The following is a 21,809-nucleotide window of genomic DNA, read 5'->3' as shown; positions in this document are numbered from 1 at the left end:
ATTGCAGTATACTGCTTGAAAGTTAAGTTTTAAACAATTTATTAATAAAAACTTAGCAATCGCGCTTAACTAAAGTTCTGGAAGGTCGAATAGTTAAAAATCCTCATCTTGTTCCCCAGGAAAATATGTGTTTTAGAAAAATTAAAAAAGGCGAGGGGAGTAATTATGTCGAGTATTTAAACCAAAGCGGCATAACTCGTGTCAAATAAACCATAAACTTCCATAAACCAACTTGCGACTCAACACTACCGTAAGGATCGGCTCTTAATTCCGGGTAGCCAATTCCCAACCCAAAAAGTCCAGGACCAATGATCCCCACTTGAGGATTATGGTGGATATCTTCGTAATCACCAATGACGATATTTTTGCGCTTTTCAAAACCAACGGCATAAATGACTTTATCACACTCAGGTAAGTAGCGGGCTATATTAGCTTCACTTGTATTGTAACGTACGAGGTTGGTTGGTAATACACCATCAATGTTTTCTCGAGCCCAAGCGGCGGTTTGCCCTTTAAGCCCAGTATTATCAAATAAAATCCAATCACCCATATCAATGGCGTAACGACAAGGAGAGCGATAAAAATTTATTATTTTTTTGACCCCAAGGTTAACCAAGTATTGCACAATGATAATGGCTGAATGGGAAGAGCCAAACACAGCATAAGTTTCATTCGTGTCAACAAAAGCAGTTAATCGTGTTTTATCAATTGCAATATCAAAAGGGACAATATCAACACCTGGATAATTGAGGCTTGAGGGTACAGCTCCTGTTGCTAAAATCACATTTTTTGCCTTGAAGGTTTCGGAGGATGAGCATAAAGACCAAGTTCGCTCTGACAAGGCCATATTGTGAATCATGGTGGCTTTGGTAATTACTTTTTGGGTTAGATGCTCGGTAATCCATTGTAGGGGGGCAACAATTTCACTTAAGGTGCAAGTATTTTCGGGGACGAGTTGGTTTATAGGAAAATTAATCGGGGCCTTATGATAGAAAAACGATCCCACATCATTAAGAAAATCAAGGAAACGTTTTACAGTGGTATTACTTGAAACATTTCGCCATAGTTGGCCCAAGTCACCTACTTTAAAGTGTGGGTCAAGCCATAGGATATCAGTGGGAGCGACCCCAAAATCCAACAATTTACCAACAGCAGCAATACCTGCAGGTCCTGCTCCAACGATTGCCCATTGAAAAATTTTTTTCTTCATTGAATTCTTAGCTATCTATTAATTTTTCTAGATTTTAGAGTGAGATGACTCTTTCGACAAGCAAGTATATTGCATGATAATGGGGAATAACTAATGGAGTTCGTTATTATAGTTGCACCTATTTTAAGATTCATGCAGGATCCATGAAGATCAAAATGAGGCAATGTTGATGAGTGAATCATGAAGACAAAGGTGCAATTTATTTGTAGTCAATGCGCTGCAATTTTTTCCCAATGGGCCGGCCAATGCACACAATGTGGTGCCTGGAATTCTGTCAGTGAAGAAAATGTTATTTCTGCCTCACGCAGCCCTCGTCAGGGACATTATGCAAATCAACGCTCCTCTATAACTTCTGTGGAGGAGGTTGTCTTAGACAGTGAAGTTCGCATGGATTGCGGTTTATCCGAATTAAATCGTGTCTTGGGTGGTGGCTTGGTTGATGGTTCTGTGGTTTTAATTGGAGGTGATCCCGGAATTGGTAAATCCACTTTGTTACTGCAAACTCTCGCTAATCTTTCACAAAAACATAAGGTACTTTATGTCACAGGCGAGGAGTCCTTGCAACAAGTTGCCATGCGTGCCAAACGTCTGCAATTACCGTTAGCAGGTTTACGTCTACTTGCTGAAACTCAAGTGGAATCAATTATTGCTCATGCACAAAAAGAAATGCCGCGTATTATGGTTATCGATTCCGTGCAAACAATTTTTACGGAAACGCTAAGTTCTGCTCCTGGTGGTGTAGGTCAGGTACGGGAATCCGCAGCTCAATTAGTCCGCTTTGCCAAGACCACGCAAACTGCTGTTTTTATTGTTGGGCATGTCACCAAAGAAGGGGCGCTGGCCGGACCGCGAGTTTTAGAACATATGGTGGATAGCGTTTTATATTTTGAAGGGCAGAGTGATAGCCGTTTTCGAGTAATTCGCGCGATTAAAAATCGTTTTGGTGCGGTCAATGAGTTGGGCGTTTTTGCGATGACTGATCGAGGATTGAAAGAGGTTGCAAATCCGTCGGCAATTTTTTTATCACGGCAGCCAGAACCTACACCGGGTAGTGCTGTGATGGTGACCTGGGAAGGGTCGCGACCAATGTTGGTTGAGGTGCAAGCTTTAGTTGATGAAGCACACGGTCAGCAAGCGAAACGAATTACAGCAGGTCTTGAACATAATCGTCTTGCTATTTTACTTGCTGTGCTTCATCGCCATGGTGGCGTTGCTACTTTTGATCAAGATGTTTTTATCAATGTGGTGGGTGGGGTCAAAGTCACGGAAACTGGCAGTGATTTGGCATTATTAGCTGCGGTTATTTCCAGTTTACGCAATCGGGTTTTTGATCGGGAAACCATTATTTTTGGCGAAGTGGGGTTAGCAGGGGAAATAAGGCCTGTACAAAGCGGCCAGGAGCGTTTGCGTGAAGCAGTAAAACATGGTTTCAAACGTGCTATCGTTCCATTCGCCAATGCTCCTAAGCAGAGCATGGAGATGGAAATTCTGGCAGTAAAACACCTACAAGAGGTTCTCGAGAAACTCTAAACTAAATCATGCAGTAAACGCAGGTAGATAGCTATCTGATGTCAGGGGTGATTTTTCGATTCCCTGGTTGAATCCTAATAGTTCTACTGCTTTCTGATATTCTTCTGGTTTTGCAAACTGTAGTGCCATCGTCATTGCAGCTTCTTGGCAAAACATATCTTGGACTTCATGAAGATCCAGGCCAAAGATTGCCTTTTGAACATCACTGTTGCAATTACTTGCACGAATAAACCGCTCACCTTCAGGATGAACCCAGCTAAATAAACTATAGGGGTGTTTATCTTGCAATAAATAATTAATGTTAGTTTTGTATTGATGAACGTCAATCGCAAGTTTAGGAGTTATAGGAAAGATATGTAAATATAGAGGGTAGGAAGATACCCTATTTGCTCTTTCTAGCCATTTTAAAAGATCCTCCGGCAATGATGTGTAGAGGGGGGCATACAGCCTAACCGAGGATGGCAAGTTGCTCAAACGTCCATCAGGTATTCTTTTATACAAAGCTAAGGGTTTACTTGTATCCGGCCTTTTGCTAACGGACGCCGTAACGCTACCATTATTATCAGTCATGAATGAAAAATTATGTCCTGGATAAATACTTTGAAGATAGTCTTGTTTGTAATGAACAGTTGGAGTAGTTCCAATAAATAAACAATTTTTGTGGGGGAGTATAATGTCTTTATAAATTTTTTCCCGACTGTCTTGAAGTTTATCTTTTTCAGAAAGAAGAACTTTAACAATTTTTCCATTTTGCCTGGAGCTATTCACTAGCCCAAATTCTTTATGAAAAGTAGAGAACATTCTGCTGTTAGATATGTTCTTAACTACAGTTTGGTTTTTAAAAAATAGCTTAAACATGATACTCCTCTATTTAGAACAGTAGAGCTCGAGTGGCGAGTCTTGTTTATTTAGAGTCCCTATTCCACAGCTTAAATAAAGCGAAAGACCAATCATTGGCTAAATACTAAATGGGCTTTTAATATACATGCTGTGGCTAATATTATCAATCTGATTTAAAAATTAATAATAGGAGATCACCTTTTGCGAATATTTCTGTGCTCAAATTTGACAATATGTTTTCTACCTTTACAGTTATGTAATAAATATTAACGCCTTATTTAATTGGTTATTAAGTTTTGTTTGTTAAAATATTGCACAGTAAAGATTTGGGATTTGGATCAAATGTCTGCTGAAAACGCCAAAAATTTGCTAATTCAATACAATCAGAAACGGTATCTCCGATTTTTATTAAATAAAGATGAAACACTCATTTTGCCAACTGTTTCTTCGGTTCCTTGGATTGGCACGGCAGGTAGAATAGATAAGTACAGAAAACGCACGGTGAAACATGGTGATCATCAGGTCAATTTCATAAGTAAAAATAGAGAGTTTCATTCCTTCCAATGGCAAACGAGTCCTGAAAAGTTAAAAAAGGCAGTGCGGTGGGGAATTGTACGCACTGAATCTGTTACAGGTAAGGTTATTTCTGCTTTAGGAAATTACCGTGTAATTACTCATGAACGTATTGCTAAAGGCATGATAAGCAATACTCAGCCATTAAAAATACAGTTTCTTGATCATTATCAACAGCGTTTTGAAGCGCTCCAAGCGTTAGAATCGCTGGTGAATAGGGACTGTTCGGTTACAACCTACAAAGAAACTATTGAACATTACATCCAAGAATTGCGAATGATAAGTTCTGACTTGGAAAAACATTTTGAACATACCCATTTAACAGATATAAATCCTGAGGCTATTTCGCTACTTCGCAAAGATATTGAAGATGATATTGAACGGGCGCGAGTTTATTTAGAGGCATTGATAAAACAAGCCCATGACCAACAAGCCTTACGCGCCTATAATCGGGCGAGAGGAACTGACTCCATTTCAGAATTTGTTAAGCAACAAATGTTGCACAATTTGTATCAAATGCAAGGTATTAACCAAGATATCAGTTACAGCCGTAAAAGGTCTTTCGCACTGACTCGTGGGGCATTAAATGATTGTATTGAAGATGCTCGTAAGGAAATTGATGATCATAATGCTGACCCTCGTAATGCGGTAAGGGCAGAGCATCATGGTCTTTATAGTAGTGGCAATGACAGCGTAACCTATGATTTCGGTCAAGATAACCTATCACCAGCACGACAACGACAAGTACTGCTTGGAATTAGCTTTATAGAAGGTTGGGATGCGGTTGATTATAGTAATCCCAAAACACCAGTTGTCGAAAATAAATCAGGAAGCTCCTCTTTAAGTGAAGTTGCTGCAACTAATTGGAAGCTTCATCGCAATTTTAAAGCGGCTGTTAAAGCGAATGTCTTTTTTATTTTTAATATTTTTAAAGGCATATTTACTTATACCCATCCTTGGGAAGAAGAGGCTTGGGATAATAAGAGTTTTCATTTGGTAGCTGCTGAATTACGTAGTAAAGCTAGTCCTAATGAGCCTTTGCTATTTAAACCTATTAAATTTTTTAAAATAATTATTAACTCAATAAAGGATTGCTTTAAGGGAATTCGAAATTTTGGAACAGAACTATTTCGCACGCCTGAGGAAATTTTTAATGATTGGAAGGCGACTAAGATATTGAGAGATTATGACGTCGTCATTAAAAAAGCAGAAACGGAAATTCTTTTTATAGAAAAAGAAGAAGAGGAGCGATTAAAACATTTATTAAGTTCTTTTTCTCTACCGGAAATGTCGCCTGCAATGAGTAAGTTAGCAAAGGCCGATTATCATCTGACAGCTGGCGAGCAAAATGATATTTTAACTGTGATGGTTCGTGGTTTTGATGGGTTTAGTTCGGTATTTACTCATAATATTTATGCAAAAGATCCTGTAGCAGGTTTGGTCTTTACTGCAGCTTATGCAGCAGGAGCTGCAGCAATTTTTTATCCTGCAGTAGGGTCTGCAGTTTTTGGTAGCAGTTACGTCAATTGGTTTTCAAATTTTTCTTATGGCATGGGAGCTGGCAAGTTTGCTGCCGCCATTGGGGGTGGCTCCACTCAAGCTCAAGCTTTTGCAACAGCTTGGGATACTTTAATGCATGGTCCAAATGGTCTTGGAGTAACGGTGGCGACCCAGATTGCTGAGGATCCGTTAACCTATGCCTCATATTTCGTTGTTGCGTATACGCTAGGCTATGTCTTGGTCAATGGAGTTAATGGTCATGAAATTCCTGGTTTAAGTGCAATTTTGAAGGAAGATTTAGGTACTACTCCCGAAGCAAGCTATCCTTTTATTGGTGGAAAATTTGCAATTGCGAGTTACGAATTACTACATCGTAAACCCTCTGAATGTCACCAACCACTTAAAATCAATTTTGATGGTACAGAGGTGGCTGAATATCCTCAAAGTTCTTATAAAGAGTATGATAAAACGATTGCACAATTTCGTCTGGCTTTCTGGTTATCGATGCATGCGTCAACCTTGCCTAAATTAAGTCCAACGATGTTATACGAGTTAGAAAGACATATTGATAAGCTTTTTCCACCTGAGAAAGCAGCTTCTTTAAAGAAGATTCTATATCCTGAAAAAGAGCCTTCAATAGGATTTCAAATATTTTCCATCCCTCTCACCTATGTTCCTGCAATTTTGCGTCTAGCTCTCGCATTCGTGGTGAGTCCTATAGCCTGGTTCATGGGAAACCCATTTCCTGCACAATCTATTAAAAATGCGGGAAGTGATCTTCTCGCTAAAGTTAGAAAAGATCTTACTCGTATACTCATTGTTGGCAGTCAGTTGACTCATGTATTCTTTAAATTGGCTTCAAGCCTGGTTAAAGCATTCGCCTTTACTGTCAATATGATAATTGGTCGCGTGACTGGGGTTTTAGATAAGTATCCAGCCCATTCGATGCACAAAACTTTTGCTTTCATACACTCCTGGTTTAGAAGTGTTGGTGAGCTCCTTTATCCTGCGAGAGCCACTAAAAGTGTGATTTCGGCAGACCCGGCCCATACGATTAGAGAAATGGAACATTCCTATCAAACGGTTTTAGATAATCTGCGAGTAGTAGGAGAGCAGGTTTCACCCATAGTGTTGTCATCATCGCCATCTGAAGTGCTTAATATGCCATCGCCATTGCAATCAACCTCTAATAATGCGTTGATAAATGATGAGCGCCAAAAGTTTACTTCTCTAGGATATTAGCTTCTGGTCCTCTATTTTTTAGGGAATTATTTAGTAAGTTCTAAGAGCGAAATAAAAAAAATTAATAAAAAGTTAAATTTCATTCGCAAAATTTTAATTTATCAGCTAGGCTGACATTAGTGCAACGCAACAACATCAATGGAGAGAATAAATGAATCAGGATTATTTCAAAAGTTGGGCTGCCTTAGTGACTGAAATGCATAAACCATTTCAGGCAATGATGGAGTTGAATATCAGAACGCTGCAGAATTTACATTACCTTAGACCTGAAGAGTCTTCTAATTGGCGACAACCAAACAAGCTTATGGATAATCAAATGAAGCTTGTTATGGAAAATAGCCATCAGATGCTTGACTATATGCGACAATCATTTCAAATTCTCGAAAATGCTTTTTCGTTCGTTTCAAAAGAAATGCAAAAAAATTCTGAGCAGGTAATGGGAAGAGCAACGTCTATGTCTGCAAGTAACGTTTCTCCTGTTAAAGCTAAAACCTCTTCTAGTTCTCCGAAGAAAACTACTGCCAAGTCTAAGAAAACATCGATGTCCTCAAGTAAGAAACCAGTGTCTGCTAAAATGGCTACGCAAAAGAACGCAGGAACACAGGCTAAGAAAACGATGCCTAAGGCTGCAAAGGGGACTTCAACTACAGTTAAAGCGTCAAAACCAGCTCCGAAAAAAATGGCAAAAAGCAGCACTACTTCTAAAGGCAAGGTAGTCAAGACTGTCAAGAAGCCAGGTATTCCAAGTAAAGTAGCTAAGACTGCGTCAACCCCAGCAAGCAAACCTTCTATGGGTACAATCACTCCTAAAGTAATTCAAAATAAAATGATGCCTGAAAGTAAAGTGGCCATGCCTGCTACGAAGATGACAATGCCTGCTACTAAGATAACTATGCCTGAGAGCAAGCATCATATCCCAAGCAACGTTAATCCGGCAAATATGTTTAGACATGGCGACAAAATGCCTGAGCCCAAAAAATAGATAATAGATAATCTTCACGATTATCCCTCGCCAAAAGCGAGGGATAATTTCTTGTTGTTTGTAATAACTCTCATAAATCAACCTTATCCAAGCTTAATCCACGTATGATGGATCTGCTATACTGATAGTGCTCATGTCATTGTTATGGATTTTGAATTGAGCGATAGTTGCGCAAGAGCTCAGGGAAGGACGAAATTATGAAAAAAATTCATTGTTACCATTTCGTGTTAGTGTGTGCGCTAATGTTGCCTTCTGCGAGTGGTTTTCCTATTGTTCACCACTATTATGTTACTTTCCCTGCCAGTCAGGTTCTGGAGTGGACGGAGGAAACCTTAATGTCAACGCTCACTGCGGGCAATCATGAGGATGTTTCTGAAGCAGCTAACGTCCGTCAGCATTATATGTCGGCTGCCTGGTGGCCGATACAGAATTTTTTTCGCGATAAATTGCAAATAATCCAAGGTAGACAACTTCTTCTTCATCCAGAACCAATAACCCCCCCTATGATTATTGCTACTAGAGATTGTCAAGCTGGAAGTTGCTGGCAAGTTCGCCAAGCCTTTATTATTCCTGAATTGCGTAATAGGCTGGATTTTAATGTTCTAGTTGTTACTGCTGACCCTTCCCACGAGTCTCCGTTCCTTATTCAAACCTTGGAGATGGGTGTAACAGACTACTAAATCGCAAGATTTAGCAATTCCTGTTGGACAGCTTCAATATTTTTTATCGTTGTGTTTTATAGAAAAACGCAGGAGAAATATCTGCGATGCAGGTCGAAGCCAGTGCTTTTCCTAAAAGGAGGAGCGATCCGATTATCGTACATGGTACTGCTACATTATGTGTATTAATTTAACAATTGCGACTTCACTCTAATTTTTTACCGTATGAATCGCCGCCGGAAAAATCAAGCGCAACACAAGGTTCATTGCCAACTACCCATGCTTCGTGACCAGGAGGAATTTCTGCGGCATCACCAGGGCCGAGTTCCTCTTCGCTACCATCGTCCATGTGTATTTTTATGTGGCCTGAAACAATATAGTTAATATGAGGGACCTGGCAACTATTTGTACCGGCTGTTGGCTTTACACATTCAGACCATTTCCAGCCGGGTTGGAAAGTGGCACGCATAAGCGTTGTTTCACCGAGATGAACAAGTTCAATTTTTGTTTTTGGCAGCGTACGAATTTCATCCGGAGTTTCAAAATGCTTCATTATCATAGTATTCATAAAAAACTCCTTTCCAAAGAGCTAAAAGGAAACCTTGAATAAAGCTATTAAAGTATAGCTGAATTCAAAAAAATGATTTTTTTGAACAGATTGATAGTTAAATCCTGAAAAAAATGAATTGTTTTTCAGGCCGATTGATATGCAATTAGTGTTGATCAAAGTAATCGGAGGTCACACCATAAATAGAACATGCGAGTTTTTTATCTGATTTTTGCTCCCACTCAGGATTATTTAAGACATTAATTGCATTCTCATAGCCAGTATTTAAACGCACATTGATTGCAGATCGAATGAAATTATAGTCTTTAAAGGAATGGGAATAAGGTGTGCCATTATAAATAATATGAACGACACTAAATCTTTTTTCATGCCCTAACTCTAAAATTTTTTGTACTTCAGGATCTGCTTTCGCTTCTGGCGTGAGTTTGGTGCCTAAGTAGTTAATGGCAGCCTGTAGATTTTGGCGGCTAGTATAAACATTCGTTAGGCGGCGTGAATGACTGGCATAGCGGATGTCTTTTTGCCGCTCTTCCATTTGATCCATAGTTTGAGGTAAAGGTCCTTTTAAGCTAAAACAGTCTACGACAAAGCAAAGTGTGTCTTGTTCAGGGAGAGCATCTAGGACGGTGACTAAAGGTGTATTGGCATAAATACCGCCATCCCAATAATAATCTTCTCCTATTTTTACGGCAGGGAATCCTGGGGGCAGGGCACCGCTGGCCATGATATGGTCTGTTGTAATAGTCATGAGCTGATTATTAAAAAACTCCATCTCTCCAGTGGTAATATTGACGGCACCAAGACAAAGTGTCACTTTTTTATCATTAATTCGGTCAAAATCGATTAATCTTTCCAATGTGCTACGTAACTCGGAGGTATCGTAATAACTTAATTTATCAGGGGTTTCATGCGTTAAGGCATGGGGTGGCATGAATCTAGGTTTGAAAAAACCATCCAATCCAAAAAACACGGAATATAGGGCGCCCATACGATTATGGAGATGATGTGTCCAATCTAAAGCATCATAATTAATCTGTAAATCGAGCCATAATTTAGGCACGATCGTAGCCCAAAACTCATGTAATTTATCAACCTGCTTATCACGCGCATTTCCGGCAACGATAGCGCTGTTAATTGCTCCAATTGAAACGCCTGCAAGAAAATTGGGATGGTAACCTCGTTCGTGAATGGCGCGAAAAGCGCCTACTTGATAAGCCCCGAGTGCGCCCCCGCCTTGGAATACACAAGCAATGCGGTCATAAGTTTGTTTTGCCTTGGTTGCTTTTTCTGGTTTATTGATGAGCCCAAGAGCTTTTTTATGAACGGATTTATTTTTTTTATTACCTTGGGGGCGTTGAGCCATAATCGCCTACTCCAAATTCCTTGTATTTAAAAAGAGTATATATCAAATATTAAGAACTGCTACCGGCTTAAGCACTTGAATTCCGTGGTATCAAATAGCTTGCCAAGTCATTATTGCCCACGTAATACGGGTTTCCAGCAATTCGAAAGGGTGGAAATGGCTTAGTGCTAGGGGAAGGACTAGCATGGATTGCACTTGAAGTTAAAGCAAATAGAGAAAAGTGAATTTTATGCATAAAATTCTTAATCAGTAGGTTATGGTAGGGATGAATAATACGATCCTGTCAGGTGGTATTCAATAAATCGGGTTTTATCAAGCAACAAAATATATGGTGTGCTTTGCTTTCACCCGAGCTTTTGCCTGGGTGAAGCAAAGCTAACTATTAGATTGAACTTGGTGAAAATCGTGTAACGTCAAATGCTAGTAATTTGAAATAATCGTAGGACATATAAAATTCGCCGTAATCGCCAACAGAACTTCCCCAGGAGTTACGTAAGGTTAATAAGCCTTTATGTTTCTTTCCATGATCGTCAACAGCGACGGCATTATCATCATAACCAGTAATGATCATTTCATGAGCGGCTTCAATATCATCCAAGCCTTTCAATATCTCAGGTGTTAATACCCAGGTATCTTTGTATATCCAGGTCTTATGTTTGCCAACAGCACCGGCAGTTCCTAAGTCAATTCGTGGGAGCATTGTAGCGAAAGCCATTCTATCTCCAGAATGAAGTGCTTCTTTCACGGCGTTTAGTGTTTTATTGGAGTCACTCTTTTGATATATATCAGACCAGTTGACTACTTGACCGAAGACAAGTTCACTCATTGAACGATATTTTTCAGGCTCAATAAAGGAGTCCGGATTGTGATCGGAGTATGCCGGATATTGAGTTAAACCACCACAACCATAGGCTCGTTGTTTTTTTGTATTAACAATCCCATATTGTTCAATCTGATTAATAACCGTAGTTGCGTAACTGCCATCCCAACCACTGACGCTATAACCATGTTTTTCCAAGTAGGTGCCCAATTGTAAATTACAAACCTGGCTAATGTAGTCACCTTTAGCCATGACTGCATCAAGTGCTCCTGTCACTGCAAAGGTAACGCAAGTCCCATGCATGCCTTGATCCAGAACAGGTACCTTATTCATGCCAAGTTGTACTTTGCTAGGTAGCGGTAAATTGACCGAGCGGGGAGTGGTGAGGGAAAACTGATTAGTGTGCGTCAATGCATCTTTAGCGCGCTTTGCTAAAAGAGCTTTTTCTTCTAAAGACAGTTGAATTCGCAATAATTGAATTACCTTTTTACTATTTGAATTATTAGATCTTGCAGAAGAGTCTGCGCGTAATTGATTTAAAGTATGCTCTATTGAGCCGATGACTTTGACATCCTCCGCATACCCGCTTTTAGTGATTAATAATGCCAAAGCTGCTGCTTGCAGACATATGGTGGTAATTTTTTTATATTCCATGATAATCCTGTACGCTAGAAGTTGATGGTGAATTATTATTCGTTTTGATTTGATTGTCAACAAGCTAGAAACCATTCATTAATAGAGGGTTTTGCGGTTACAATTGAGGTATTAAAATCATTTTTGTTTCTCTTTTCTGGTGCCATAGAGAAGGCGTCCTATCTAATCATTTTTACTAACTATAATTAGACAACATTACTCTTTAGGAGAGACTAATGGCACCAAGGTTTATTAATGCTTGAACTAAGGGAAGCAAAGGTAAACCAAGAATCGTGCTTTCGCTTCCTTTAACGTTGGAGAACAGCCATTTGCCAAGTCCTTCAAAGTGATAGGCACCGCAACTTTGATAGGGTTTATCTTGTTTCAAATAAGCCTCGATAGTGCTATCGTTTAAATTTCGCATGGTTAGTGTGGCAATATCATGATCCTGCCAAATGATGTTTCCTTCTTTGGCAATGCAATAAGCTGACATCTGTTGGTGCGTTTTTCCACTTAAGAGGCGCAGATGAGCTGTTGCGGTGTTATGATTCAGCGGTTTATCGAGATACTTGTCATCAATAATACACAATTGATCGGCTGCAATGACAAAATGCGATGGGTAACGATGACTAACTTCGAGTGCTTTACAACGAGCAAGGGCATTTGCCAACTCAAGCATTGGTTTAGTCCGTAAATTTTGTTTGATGGTTTCTTCATCGCAGGCAGCAGGTACTACTTCAAAATCAAGGCTTAAAGAGTTTAGAAGTGCGATACGGCTCTTAGAAGCTGAGCCCAGAATGATAGGGGCTTGCGTGAAAAACTTAGACATAAGCTGCTACCGATGCCATTAACAAAAAGCCAATAATAACAAAACTAAAATCACGCAAATTACAACAACGCTCAACCATGACACATCGCTCCAATCCATGAAGAGTACCTAAATAAAGAAAGGTACCCGCAGAAGCAGAAATTAAAATTGGATCAAATAACGAATTCGTTTCTACACCATGGCCAAAAAACCAGCCAATAAAAATACCTAAAGGGGTCATGAGGCAGAAGGTTAAAAAGAAAGCAAGGCTTTGGTTACGACTTAGAGAGCTCTTATTGAGTTGTACGGCAATCGCAAAACTTTCCGCCCATTTATGCGTAATAATTGCAAGAAACAGCATGATAATCATCGAATTGCTATGATTTAACCCCAAGGCAGTTCCAAGCATGATGGAATGTACCGACAGCATACACCAGGCCAGAATAGCAAAAGCAGGATGGCTCGCATCATGATGATGGTATAATTCTTTACCCAAATGTTCGAACCATAAGAATATTAAAAATACAGCACCAGTAATGATGAAAGCAAAAGGATAATGATAGCCCATTTCGTGAAACATTATACTGGATTCTGGCAACATATGTAGTAAAGCGGCACCCAGAAAGACGCCAGTTGCTAAAGTTTCACCAACAGGAAAATCAATATGGCCATCCCCCTTAATTCGCTTCTTAAACGGATACCATCCGGCCAAAAGAATCACGACAAAAAGAATGATGGCAAAAATTATTTTCAAAGTGGCCGCAGCCATACATTCATCCCCTTACGAAACACGTATTACATTAATGGGTTGCCCATTGAGAAAGTGAATAATATTTTCACACACTATATTTAGCAAGCGTTTTCGTGCTGCAACGGAGGCCCAAGCAATATGAGGTGTAATGATACAGTTGGGTAAACCTATTAAAGGATGATTGTTATTAGGAGGCTCCTGACTGAGAACATCGACATAGGCAGCACTAATTTGTTTTTCTTTTAAAGCATTTGCCAATTCTGATTCATTCACCAGACCACCGCGTCCAGTATTGATAAGAATACTTGTAGGTTTCATTTGTTGAAGTGTATAGCTGTTAATAACGTTTTTTGTCGAACTAGTGAGGGGGCAATGCAAGCTTAATACATCGCTTTGTTGTAATAAGTCAGTGAAGCTAACCCATGTGACTAATCCATCGGTAAATGGTGTTGGTTTGTGGGCAATAACTTTCATTCCTAATGTATTTGCTATACGTGCAACTTTTTGCGCTACTCGACCATACCCCAGTAATCCTAAGGTCATGCCAGCTAATTCGGGTATCGGGTTTAGCCAATATGCAAAATAAGGGTGGGTTTGCCAATCACCTTTTTGAACAGACTGATTATGGGCTTCGACACGATTAGTATGTGTAAGCAATAAGGCGAGCACATGTTGGGCAACACTGTCAGTACTATAGTCTGGAACATTGGTAACAACGATATTGTGTTTTGCTGCTGCAGCCACATCGATATTGTCGACACCTGTGGCCGTTTCTCCAATATAGCGCAAACGTGGCAGTTGGCTAAAAAGCGCTTCAGTAAATTCTACTTTATTCGTAATAATAATATCCGCTTCACAAGCGCGCTCCACAACAAGTTCAGGGGGAGTTTTATCATAAAGGGTGACATTGCCTAGCTGATAAAGGTTATCTAAATTTAAACCACCGTTAATTAATGGCTTGGAATCCAAAACAACAATGTTAGTTTTTTTCATGGTAAGTCATTTCCCTGCTGACTGAATAAACGAACATTGACGATGTGACTTTGTGAGTTTAAATCCTTGAGGATCCGCTCATTTAAAGATTTCCAACGCGTATGTTCCTTGTTAAAAAATAAATCGATAGTCATTTTGCCATCAAGATAGTGTAGCGTCCAACTTAGAAGCTCAGGGTAATCCTTCTGCCAATCATGTATTAACTGTTCCTGGATGGACTCACGGCTTGGCAGGTGAAGGGAGGGACAGCTTACTTCATCATCTTCAGGATCAACGTGGACAGTAACATCTTTTACTCGCTCAAGTTGATTAATGAGAGCCTGATGAACATGCTGAGCAATATAATGCCCTTCCGAAACAGAGATAAAAGGTGAGACAAGAATATGCACATCCACTAAGATATCGCCGCCCATCATTCGGCTGCGCAGTTGATGAATTCGTTCTACACCATGAACTGCCTGAATAATATTTTCAATCTTTTGCAGTGTTTGATGATCGACCGCTGTATCGATTAATTCTTTCACACTGCCCCAGCCATAGCTAATGCCCATTTTAATAATCATAAAGGCAACAACGACAGCTGCTACCGCATCAAGGTAAACAAAACCTAATAAACTACCAATAAGACCAAGGGCGACCACTACGGAAGAAGCAGCATCTGAACGGTGATGCCAGGCATTTGCAACAATCAGTGAGGATTGAATGCGTTTGCCAACATGGTGAGTCCAATGGAATAAAATTTCATTAGCAAGGATAGAGAAAAGAGCAATAGGAAGGGCTATCCATCCGGGAATGTCATGAGCTTGGTGGATTATCTCATCTATAGAATCCCAGGCAATCCCAGATCCCGCAAGAATTAGTAGTAGTGCGAGCAGAAGGGTTGCAGCGGTTTCAATGCGTTGATGACCATAAGGATGTGAGGCATCAGCATCTTGGCTGCCGTATTTGGAAGCAAATAATACCATCAGATCAGTAATCAGATCAGAAAAAGAATGTACACCATCGGCAACCAACGCGTGAGAATGATAAAAAATTCCACCAAAGAGTTTTACAAAACCAAGAATCGCATTTACAAAAGCACCAATAAGGGTAATTCTTTTAGCCTGTCGGTAGCGATCCGGTTGTGTCATTCCTTGTCCTTTATCAGTTCCAGAGTAATGTGAATTTCACCGTCCAATTCTTTACATTCAATAAGCTTGTGACCATTAATTCGGCACCAACAAGGAAGATCATGTTGGGAGCCAGGATCGGTGGCGATAACCGTTAATGTATCACCATGAAGGAGTTTTTTCGCCATATTTTGTGTCTTGATTACAGGCATTGGACACAGAAGGCGGCGAGCATCTAAATCATAATGGGCCATATTATTCTCACAAATACCAGTCTTCTTGAATTTCATCAGCCCGCATAGGCGAGACCTTTAAAACTTGTGTTTGCCCATCTAAGTGATAAAGGTCGACTTCAACCGAGGCTTCTTCACGACCGGAACAAAAACGACCAGCAATGCGGGCGCAGGTCACAAAATCCTCAGGTGTTGGCTGCCCTTCAATTAAAATAATTGGTCCACGATGGTCACGGATTTGCATGTGTGTGTACTGTTTGCGATAGCCAGTTAAAAAATTACTTTCAGCTTCATCGCGGGCAATAATCATTTTGTAATGAGGTAAAGGGCGGATGTGTCTGCCAGCTTTTAAAAGGATGATATCTTCTAAATCATAATCACGCGTTTCACGATGTGCCCACATGTCTTGTAAGCGGCGAGTATAATTTTCATCGGTTAATACACAACAGCCACCGGCTGGTTGGGCAAATTCTTCAATAGCCATAGACGCAGCCAGACCTAATTGAGGCTTGCGATTACGTCCTTTAAAATCATAGAGAGCCTCACGGTTTACCCACCCCTCACGTTCGGGTAAGGTGGGAGGCAGTAATTTAGCACATAATGGGCGCAGTAAACGATCTTCAGCTCCCGATTTTTCGGCAATTAAAGGCATGGTAGCACTTCGTTGTGATTTGGGACGTTGTCCAACTACTTCGCCCGTGATAATAAAATCAAAATTGTTTTCTAACATCCATTGATATGCTTCCTGAACCATAAATATCTTGCAATCTAAGCAAGGGTTTACATTTTTTCCGTAACCGTGTTTAGGGTTTAGTAAAATTTCTTTATAAGGTTCGACGATGTCGATAATATGCAACTGAATACCAAGTTGCTCAGCAACCCAAAGAGCATCATTGCGTAGCGGTTTGTCATGCTTGCGGTTGCGAATGGCTGAGGTATGACCTGAATGACAAAAACCTGTGTAAAAATTTATTCCTTCGACATGGATGCCTTGCTCCTGAATAACTTTAACGGCAAGCATAGAATCCAGCCCCCCGGAAACCAGGGCAACAGCTTTGCGTTGAATTGACATGAGAAAACCTGATAATAAAATGACCAATATTTTAACCTTTCTTGGCTGCGGGTCAAGCTAAGGTATTAAAATCATCATGATTTCACATTAAATTTATTAGAATTTCTCTGCCAGATTGGCTGGATATGGGATAAAAACCTATAAACAGTTTTATCATTAAAGGAAAATGTTGGGCCTGCAACTAACAGACCCCTAAATTAAATCCATCAAGGTAATACACCAGGAAAATGTTCCCTTTATTCAAAAACAGGAGGTAGGGCTAAGCGGTTACTTGTATCCTTCTCCTGTTGCTCCTTTTTCTCTTGAGGTAATGCCAGAAAAGGCTGAGAAAAGAAGGTTCTTTCTATATTCTTTTTTAAGATTTGGGAGGTTTAGGTAGCTGTCCTTCATAAACTTCATTGCGATAAAAATCTTCCATCTTAATCAAAGAGGCTTGGAAACCATTGCTTAATTCTGAAACCCAGTTTTCGTTGCCCGTTAGCACAATTTTATGTGCTAACTTGGCATCGACAATTTAACTTTTGTTATTGCAAGAAAGAGGATCATCTGAATTTTACGCGCATAGAATCAGTGCAGCAGCAGACTCCCAAATTGCTTTAGCGCTGTGAAACTGGATTCTCTGTTGAGAAGCGGATTTGGTGTAGCGTCCAACAGCGGCCGCGAAGAGATTTCTGGTTTTGCCGACGAGCTGCAGGATACTCTGAACTGATTTGAAACGAATGAGGCACTTTTCTTTTCTGCGGGTGTGATGGGCATTTTCCACTCGGTTATTGAGTCCTTTATGCGACCGATGCTCACAGCCTTTGCTCATCTGACCAATCGGCTTCGCGTAGCTCCTTAGCTTGTCCGTTACGATAACTCGTGGCTTGGGATAGGCGTTTAATAGACGAGACAGGAAGCGGATTGCAGCCTTTTATTACGGCGCGCCATAAATAATATGTTTCGCCATCGATGCGAAATTGTTGCTCATCCTAAATGCCATTTATCCGAAGGTCTGGGCTCTCGTTTCTTAATCACGTGTTTAAATTTGCGCCAAATTTAATGCACCATTGCCTTACCGTTTCATAACTCACTTCAATGCCGCGATACAGTAAGCGCTCCGAAACATCTCGATAGCTGTCATTAAACCGATGATAACTCCATACTGCAATGCTGATGAGTTCCAAAGGGTAATGGTATCTTTTCGGTTTCCTTTCCAGCATCGTGATCTTCCTGTAAATAAAGAACAGTTTAGCTAATAAGTTAACTTGACGATGCCGCTTAGGGTTTTGCAGAAGCGCTAATACCATCACCACATTTTGCTAGATCATTAAGGGTAGCAAGGGTTCGAGTTACTAAGGCTACTGTCATACCTACCACTAAAAGCGCTGCAGCTAATACCGACAAAACAGCTAATACCGGAGAAGCTAATACACCAGCGCCACTTACTTTTGCGGTAAAGAATGCGTTATTACGTGCAGCTTTATTACCTGATATAGCGGTAATACCGGTTGCAGCAAGACTACTAACGCACACTGCTGCAGCGAGGCCACTGGCTATACATAAAAAACCGCCTATAATGACAAAACTTACAGGACTTACAACGGGTTTTGATAGAGCTGACGCCACATCTCCTACGCTTCTATAGGGAGTAAAGAAATGAGGATTACAAAGAAAATCTACGGGTTGTTCGAGCTTATTAGCAAGGTTAGCAAAACCGCTTCCCAAGACAGGCATAAAATTATCCTTGTTGGCTAAAATTTTATCTATTTTACCTGATTTATTGTTGTTGTCAAATGCAGTATGGAGTTATCATCGGTTTAATGACAGCTATCGAGATGTTTCGGAGCGCTTACTGTATCGCGGCATTGAAGTGAGTTATGAAACGGTAAGGCAATGGTGCATTAAATTTGGCGCAAATTTAAGCACGCACGTGATTAAGACCAGGAAGCTGATTTTCTTTCGTCTGACTTGAAAGTGTATATACGGGTACTCCGATTAATACTCCTCCATTTTCTTTTTTATACACGAGTGGTTTTATCTGTGTATGAGGAGAGATCAAAAACTCTCTTTCTGCTGGATATTCAGAAAGTAATGTAATATCCCTACCAATGGGATTTAGTAGAACGTTGCTTGTTGATAAAGCATTTACGCAAGTACTCATAAATCCAAATTCCGTATAACAAGGATCTTTATCTGATAAAAGTGCATTATTAATTATTTCCATCCGCTCTTTTGATCTATCATTTGCGCGAGATACTGCTTCTATTTTTTGAGTAGGTATTTTGTTTAATCCACTCGATGCCATGGCAATATCTAATAATACTTCGCTCATTCCATGACCATACTGACATACCTCTGCAGGTGGTTTATTTCTCAAGAGCACATTCATGTTTTTATAGCTATTACCGGTGTAAATTCTTATACCTATTATTTCTGCATCATGCAGATCATCGAATTCCCCTCTCAGGAGTTCACGGTTCACATCGCTGCTTTTTCCATGTTCTCCAATGGTAATCTGATTACTACGAAATCAATTTAGCTACAACAGGCAAAAGAATATAAAGAGAGTGGCGCAAGATCCTGTAACCTGGCTCACCTCCATCTAATGGTAAGATCTAAAGCATTTCGATATGGGCTTTATTTTTCAAAGGATTTTTTACTCTGCACACAGAATTATCCACAGATTTTGTGGATAATTGAGAATAGTTGGAATTTTATCAACAATACAAGAAAGCCATAACCAGCATGGTTTTAAGCAGCTTAAGTCAATAAATAAATGTTTGAAATAGAAGAATGCGTGAAAAGTTATCCACAATTTATAAGTTGGTGGACAGAGGAAGTAACCAAGCTATCTTAACAAAGAAAAAATGAAAAAACAGTCTTGACTTACGATATTTTCAAAATTTTTTGCCAAATGCAGTTTGTGCAAAAATTAACCTTGCAAAAATTGCTCAAAATTTCCTAACCAATGTTTGGCGATAGCCTGTGCCAGCTGCGGTTGTTCGCTAACCAATTTCTTGGCGAACTTTGCTACCAAGGGAAAAAGTATTTGGTCGCGTTGTATATTAGCTATTTTGAATTGACGGTAGCCTGTTTGACGCGTCCCTAATACTTCACCTGCTCCTCGCAATTGCAGGTCTTTTTCAGCAATAATAAACCCATCAGTTGTGGCACGCATGACTCGTAAGCGCTCAGTACTTAATTGTGAGAGAGGAGATTGGTAAAGCAATAAGCAATGAGATTGTGTGCTACCCCGACCCACTCTACCGCGTAATTGATGTAGTTGTGATAAACCTAGACGTTCAGCATTTTCAATGATCATCAAACTGGCATTAGGGACGTCAACGCCTACCTCAATCACAGTTGTTGCAACTAAAAGATCGATTTCTCCTCCTTTGAATGCAAGCATTGTTGCTTCTTTTTCCACAGCCTTCATTCGCCCATGCACCAAGCCTACTCTAACATTCGGTAGTTGTTCTTGTAGACTCTGCGCAGTAGCAGTCGCTGCCATGCATTGCAATTTTTCAGATTCTTCAATTAGGGTGCAAACCCAGTAAGCTTGGCGACCTTGAGCAATGGCTGAGTGTAAGCGATGAATAACAGGCTCTCTTTTTTCCTGACTGAGCACGGCGGTTGTTACCGGCGTACGTCCGGGGGGCAATTCATCAATAATGGATAAATCAAGATGAGCGAGTTGTGTCATCGCCAATGTTCTTGGAATAGGTGTTGCTGTCATTAATAATTGATGTGGGATAAAAGAAGCTTGTTGTCCTTTTTGTTGTAATAGTAAACGTTGTTCTACACCAAAGCGATGTTGTTCATCAATAATGACTAAGCCTAGTTTTGCAAAGTGGACATCTTCCTGAAATAAGGCATGCGTGCCTACAAGTAAATGACAGTCACCACTAGCAAGCATTCCTAATGTTTCTTTACGTTCGGAAAGCTTCATTTTGCCGTTAAGTCGACGACAATTTAAGCCTAAGCTGACGAGCCAGGATTGAAGATTAATAGCATGTTGCTCGCTTAACAATTCAGTAGGTGCCATAAAAGCAACTTGATAGCCACAGGCAATTGCTTGTACAGCAGCAAGAGCTGCTACTACCGTTTTTCCTGAACCGACATCACCTTGTACTAGGCGAAGCATGGGTTTTGTTTGTGCTAAATCAGCTGCTATTTCATCACTAACCCGACGTTGTGCTTTAGTTAACGAAAAAGGTAATTGCTGCAGAAATTTTTGTTCCAGGTTTTGCTCGATTGGCAAAGTAGGGGCCAACAACATTTCACGATGTTGCCTTGCAAATTGCAGACTTAAACGTTGTGCCAATAACTCATCAAAAGCCAAGCGCTGCATAGCAGGATGATTCCCTTCTTCAAGTGTTGATAAGGAAGTGTCCGGGGGAGGATTGTGTAATAATTCGATTGCTGCAGGCAAAGAAAAAAAATGATTGGCGGCTATTTCCTCTGGGCTCATCCACTCGAGGTTGTGCAAATGCTCATGAGAACTGGTTAGCGCTATTTTAACAAGTTGTCTAAGGCGAGTCTGACTCAGGCCTTGGGTTGTTGGATAAATGGGCGTTAATGTTTCATCAACAACACAATCTTCCTCGTTTGCCAATAATTGATATTCAGGGTGAATCATTTCCAATGAATTGGAGAACTCACGGACTTCTCCAAAAGCGCGTATTAGACCACTTTCATTAAGCCCTTTAATTTGCTGTTTGTTAAAATGGAAAAAGCGCAGCTTCAAGATGCCGGTTTTGTCTTCAATATAACAATAAAGCATCATGCGTTTGCCATATTTAATTTCTGTTTTGCAAACCCTGCCTGTAACAACACACCAATCGTTTGGACGTAAATCGCAAATTGCTGTAATTCGCGTTCTATCCTGGTAACGGTAGGGCAGATGAAATAAAAGATCAGCGACAGTATGAATACCGCATT

Annotated in this window: 20 protein-coding genes; 4 read left to right on the top strand and 16 right to left on the bottom strand. The window is 40.2% G+C overall.

Annotated features, from left to right (window positions below; translation table 11 throughout):
- Nucleotides 1-163 precede the first annotated feature (163 nt).
- Entirely contained in the window at nt 164-1,210 is a 1,047-nt protein-coding gene (locus Lbru_RS16225) for an FAD-dependent oxidoreductase (protein ID WP_058443153.1), read from the bottom strand.
- A gap of 180 nt (nt 1,211-1,390) precedes the next feature.
- Here Lbru_RS16225 and radA point away from each other — a divergent pair, with 180 nt between their 5' ends.
- Nucleotides 1,391-2,740: a DNA repair protein RadA gene (gene radA, locus Lbru_RS16220; protein WP_083500950.1), complete on the top strand. Its 1,350-nt coding sequence runs from the start codon at nt 1,391-1,393 to the stop codon at nt 2,738-2,740.
- Between the two features lie 6 nt (nt 2,741-2,746).
- Here the strand turns inward: radA and Lbru_RS16215 are convergent, their stop codons facing one another.
- On the bottom strand, nt 2,747-3,598 hold the full coding sequence (locus Lbru_RS16215; protein WP_058443151.1) for a hypothetical protein: 852 nt from the start codon (nt 3,596-3,598) through the stop codon (nt 2,747-2,749).
- Between the two features lie 324 nt (nt 3,599-3,922).
- Between Lbru_RS16215 and Lbru_RS16210 the strand changes: the two genes are divergently transcribed.
- From Lbru_RS16210 to Lbru_RS16200, 3 genes are all read left to right on the top strand, one after another.
- Entirely contained in the window at nt 3,923-6,895 is a 2,973-nt protein-coding gene (locus tag Lbru_RS16210) for a hypothetical protein (protein ID WP_058443150.1), read from the top strand.
- Between the two features lie 151 nt (nt 6,896-7,046).
- Nucleotides 7,047-7,877: a hypothetical protein gene (locus tag Lbru_RS16205; RefSeq protein WP_058443149.1), complete on the top strand. Its 831-nt coding sequence runs from the start codon at nt 7,047-7,049 to the stop codon at nt 7,875-7,877.
- Nucleotides 7,878-8,074: 197 nt separating this feature from the next.
- Nucleotides 8,075-8,557: a hypothetical protein gene (locus Lbru_RS16200; RefSeq protein WP_058443148.1), complete on the top strand. Its 483-nt coding sequence runs from the start codon at nt 8,075-8,077 to the stop codon at nt 8,555-8,557.
- Between the two features lie 184 nt (nt 8,558-8,741).
- Here Lbru_RS16200 and Lbru_RS16195 read toward each other — a convergent pair whose 3' ends face one another.
- The 14 genes from Lbru_RS16195 to recG all read right to left on the bottom strand — a co-directional run.
- Nucleotides 8,742-9,104 (bottom strand): cupin domain-containing protein, encoded by a 363-nt coding sequence (locus Lbru_RS16195; RefSeq protein WP_058443147.1) that lies wholly within the window; start codon nt 9,102-9,104, stop codon nt 8,742-8,744.
- Nucleotides 9,105-9,249: 145 nt separating this feature from the next.
- Nucleotides 9,250-10,467 (bottom strand): patatin-like phospholipase family protein, encoded by a 1,218-nt coding sequence (locus tag Lbru_RS16190; protein ID WP_058443146.1) that lies wholly within the window; start codon nt 10,465-10,467, stop codon nt 9,250-9,252.
- Between the two features lie 382 nt (nt 10,468-10,849).
- A complete protein-coding gene (locus Lbru_RS16185; RefSeq protein WP_058443145.1) occupies nt 10,850-11,941 on the bottom strand; it encodes a C1 family peptidase in 1,092 nt (363 codons plus the stop codon).
- A gap of 202 nt (nt 11,942-12,143) precedes the next feature.
- Entirely contained in the window at nt 12,144-12,749 is a 606-nt protein-coding gene (locus tag Lbru_RS16180; RefSeq protein WP_058443144.1) for a Maf family protein, read from the bottom strand.
- Nucleotides 12,742-13,497: a ZIP family metal transporter gene (locus Lbru_RS16175; protein ID WP_058443143.1), complete on the bottom strand. Its 756-nt coding sequence runs from the start codon at nt 13,495-13,497 to the stop codon at nt 12,742-12,744. The genes Lbru_RS16180 and Lbru_RS16175 overlap by 8 nt, the downstream gene beginning before the upstream one ends.
- A gap of 12 nt (nt 13,498-13,509) precedes the next feature.
- A complete protein-coding gene (locus tag Lbru_RS16170; RefSeq protein WP_058443142.1) occupies nt 13,510-14,472 on the bottom strand; it encodes a D-2-hydroxyacid dehydrogenase in 963 nt (320 codons plus the stop codon).
- Nucleotides 14,469-15,602: a cation diffusion facilitator family transporter gene (locus Lbru_RS16165; protein ID WP_058443141.1), complete on the bottom strand. Its 1,134-nt coding sequence runs from the start codon at nt 15,600-15,602 to the stop codon at nt 14,469-14,471. Before Lbru_RS16165 ends, Lbru_RS16170 begins: the two co-directional genes overlap by 4 nt.
- Nucleotides 15,599-15,835: a sulfurtransferase TusA family protein gene (locus Lbru_RS16160; RefSeq protein WP_058443186.1), complete on the bottom strand. Its 237-nt coding sequence runs from the start codon at nt 15,833-15,835 to the stop codon at nt 15,599-15,601. Before Lbru_RS16160 ends, Lbru_RS16165 begins: the two co-directional genes overlap by 4 nt.
- A 7-nt stretch (nt 15,836-15,842) precedes the next feature.
- Entirely contained in the window at nt 15,843-16,886 is a 1,044-nt protein-coding gene (locus Lbru_RS16155; RefSeq protein WP_058443140.1) for a tRNA (5-methylaminomethyl-2-thiouridylate)-methyltransferase, read from the bottom strand.
- Between the two features lie 553 nt (nt 16,887-17,439).
- Nucleotides 17,440-17,790: a DDE-type integrase/transposase/recombinase gene (locus Lbru_RS18115; RefSeq protein WP_202967560.1), complete on the bottom strand. Its 351-nt coding sequence runs from the start codon at nt 17,788-17,790 to the stop codon at nt 17,440-17,442.
- Nucleotides 17,791-17,899: 109 nt separating this feature from the next.
- Nucleotides 17,900-18,088: an IS6 family transposase gene (locus Lbru_RS17660; protein ID WP_058443138.1), complete on the bottom strand. Its 189-nt coding sequence runs from the start codon at nt 18,086-18,088 to the stop codon at nt 17,900-17,902.
- A gap of 58 nt (nt 18,089-18,146) precedes the next feature.
- Complete coding sequence (locus Lbru_RS16140; RefSeq protein WP_058443137.1) at nt 18,147-18,602, bottom strand: hypothetical protein; 456 nt, start codon at nt 18,600-18,602, stop codon at nt 18,147-18,149.
- Nucleotides 18,603-18,786: 184 nt separating this feature from the next.
- Nucleotides 18,787-19,350, bottom strand: coding sequence for an ADP-ribosyltransferase family protein (locus Lbru_RS16135; RefSeq protein ID WP_058443136.1), 564 nt, complete (start codon nt 19,348-19,350; stop codon nt 18,787-18,789).
- Nucleotides 19,351-19,800: 450 nt separating this feature from the next.
- Nucleotides 19,801-21,809, bottom strand: a 2,009-nt coding sequence (gene recG / locus Lbru_RS16130; RefSeq protein WP_083500948.1) for an ATP-dependent DNA helicase RecG, incomplete at its 5' end; no start/stop codon positions are given.

The sequence above is a fragment of the Legionella brunensis genome (assembly GCF_001467025.1).
Lineage (GTDB): Bacteria > Pseudomonadota > Gammaproteobacteria > Legionellales > Legionellaceae > Tatlockia > Tatlockia brunensis.
Note: the sequence above shows the minus strand (reverse complement) of the source record. Positions and strands in the feature narration are given on the sequence as shown.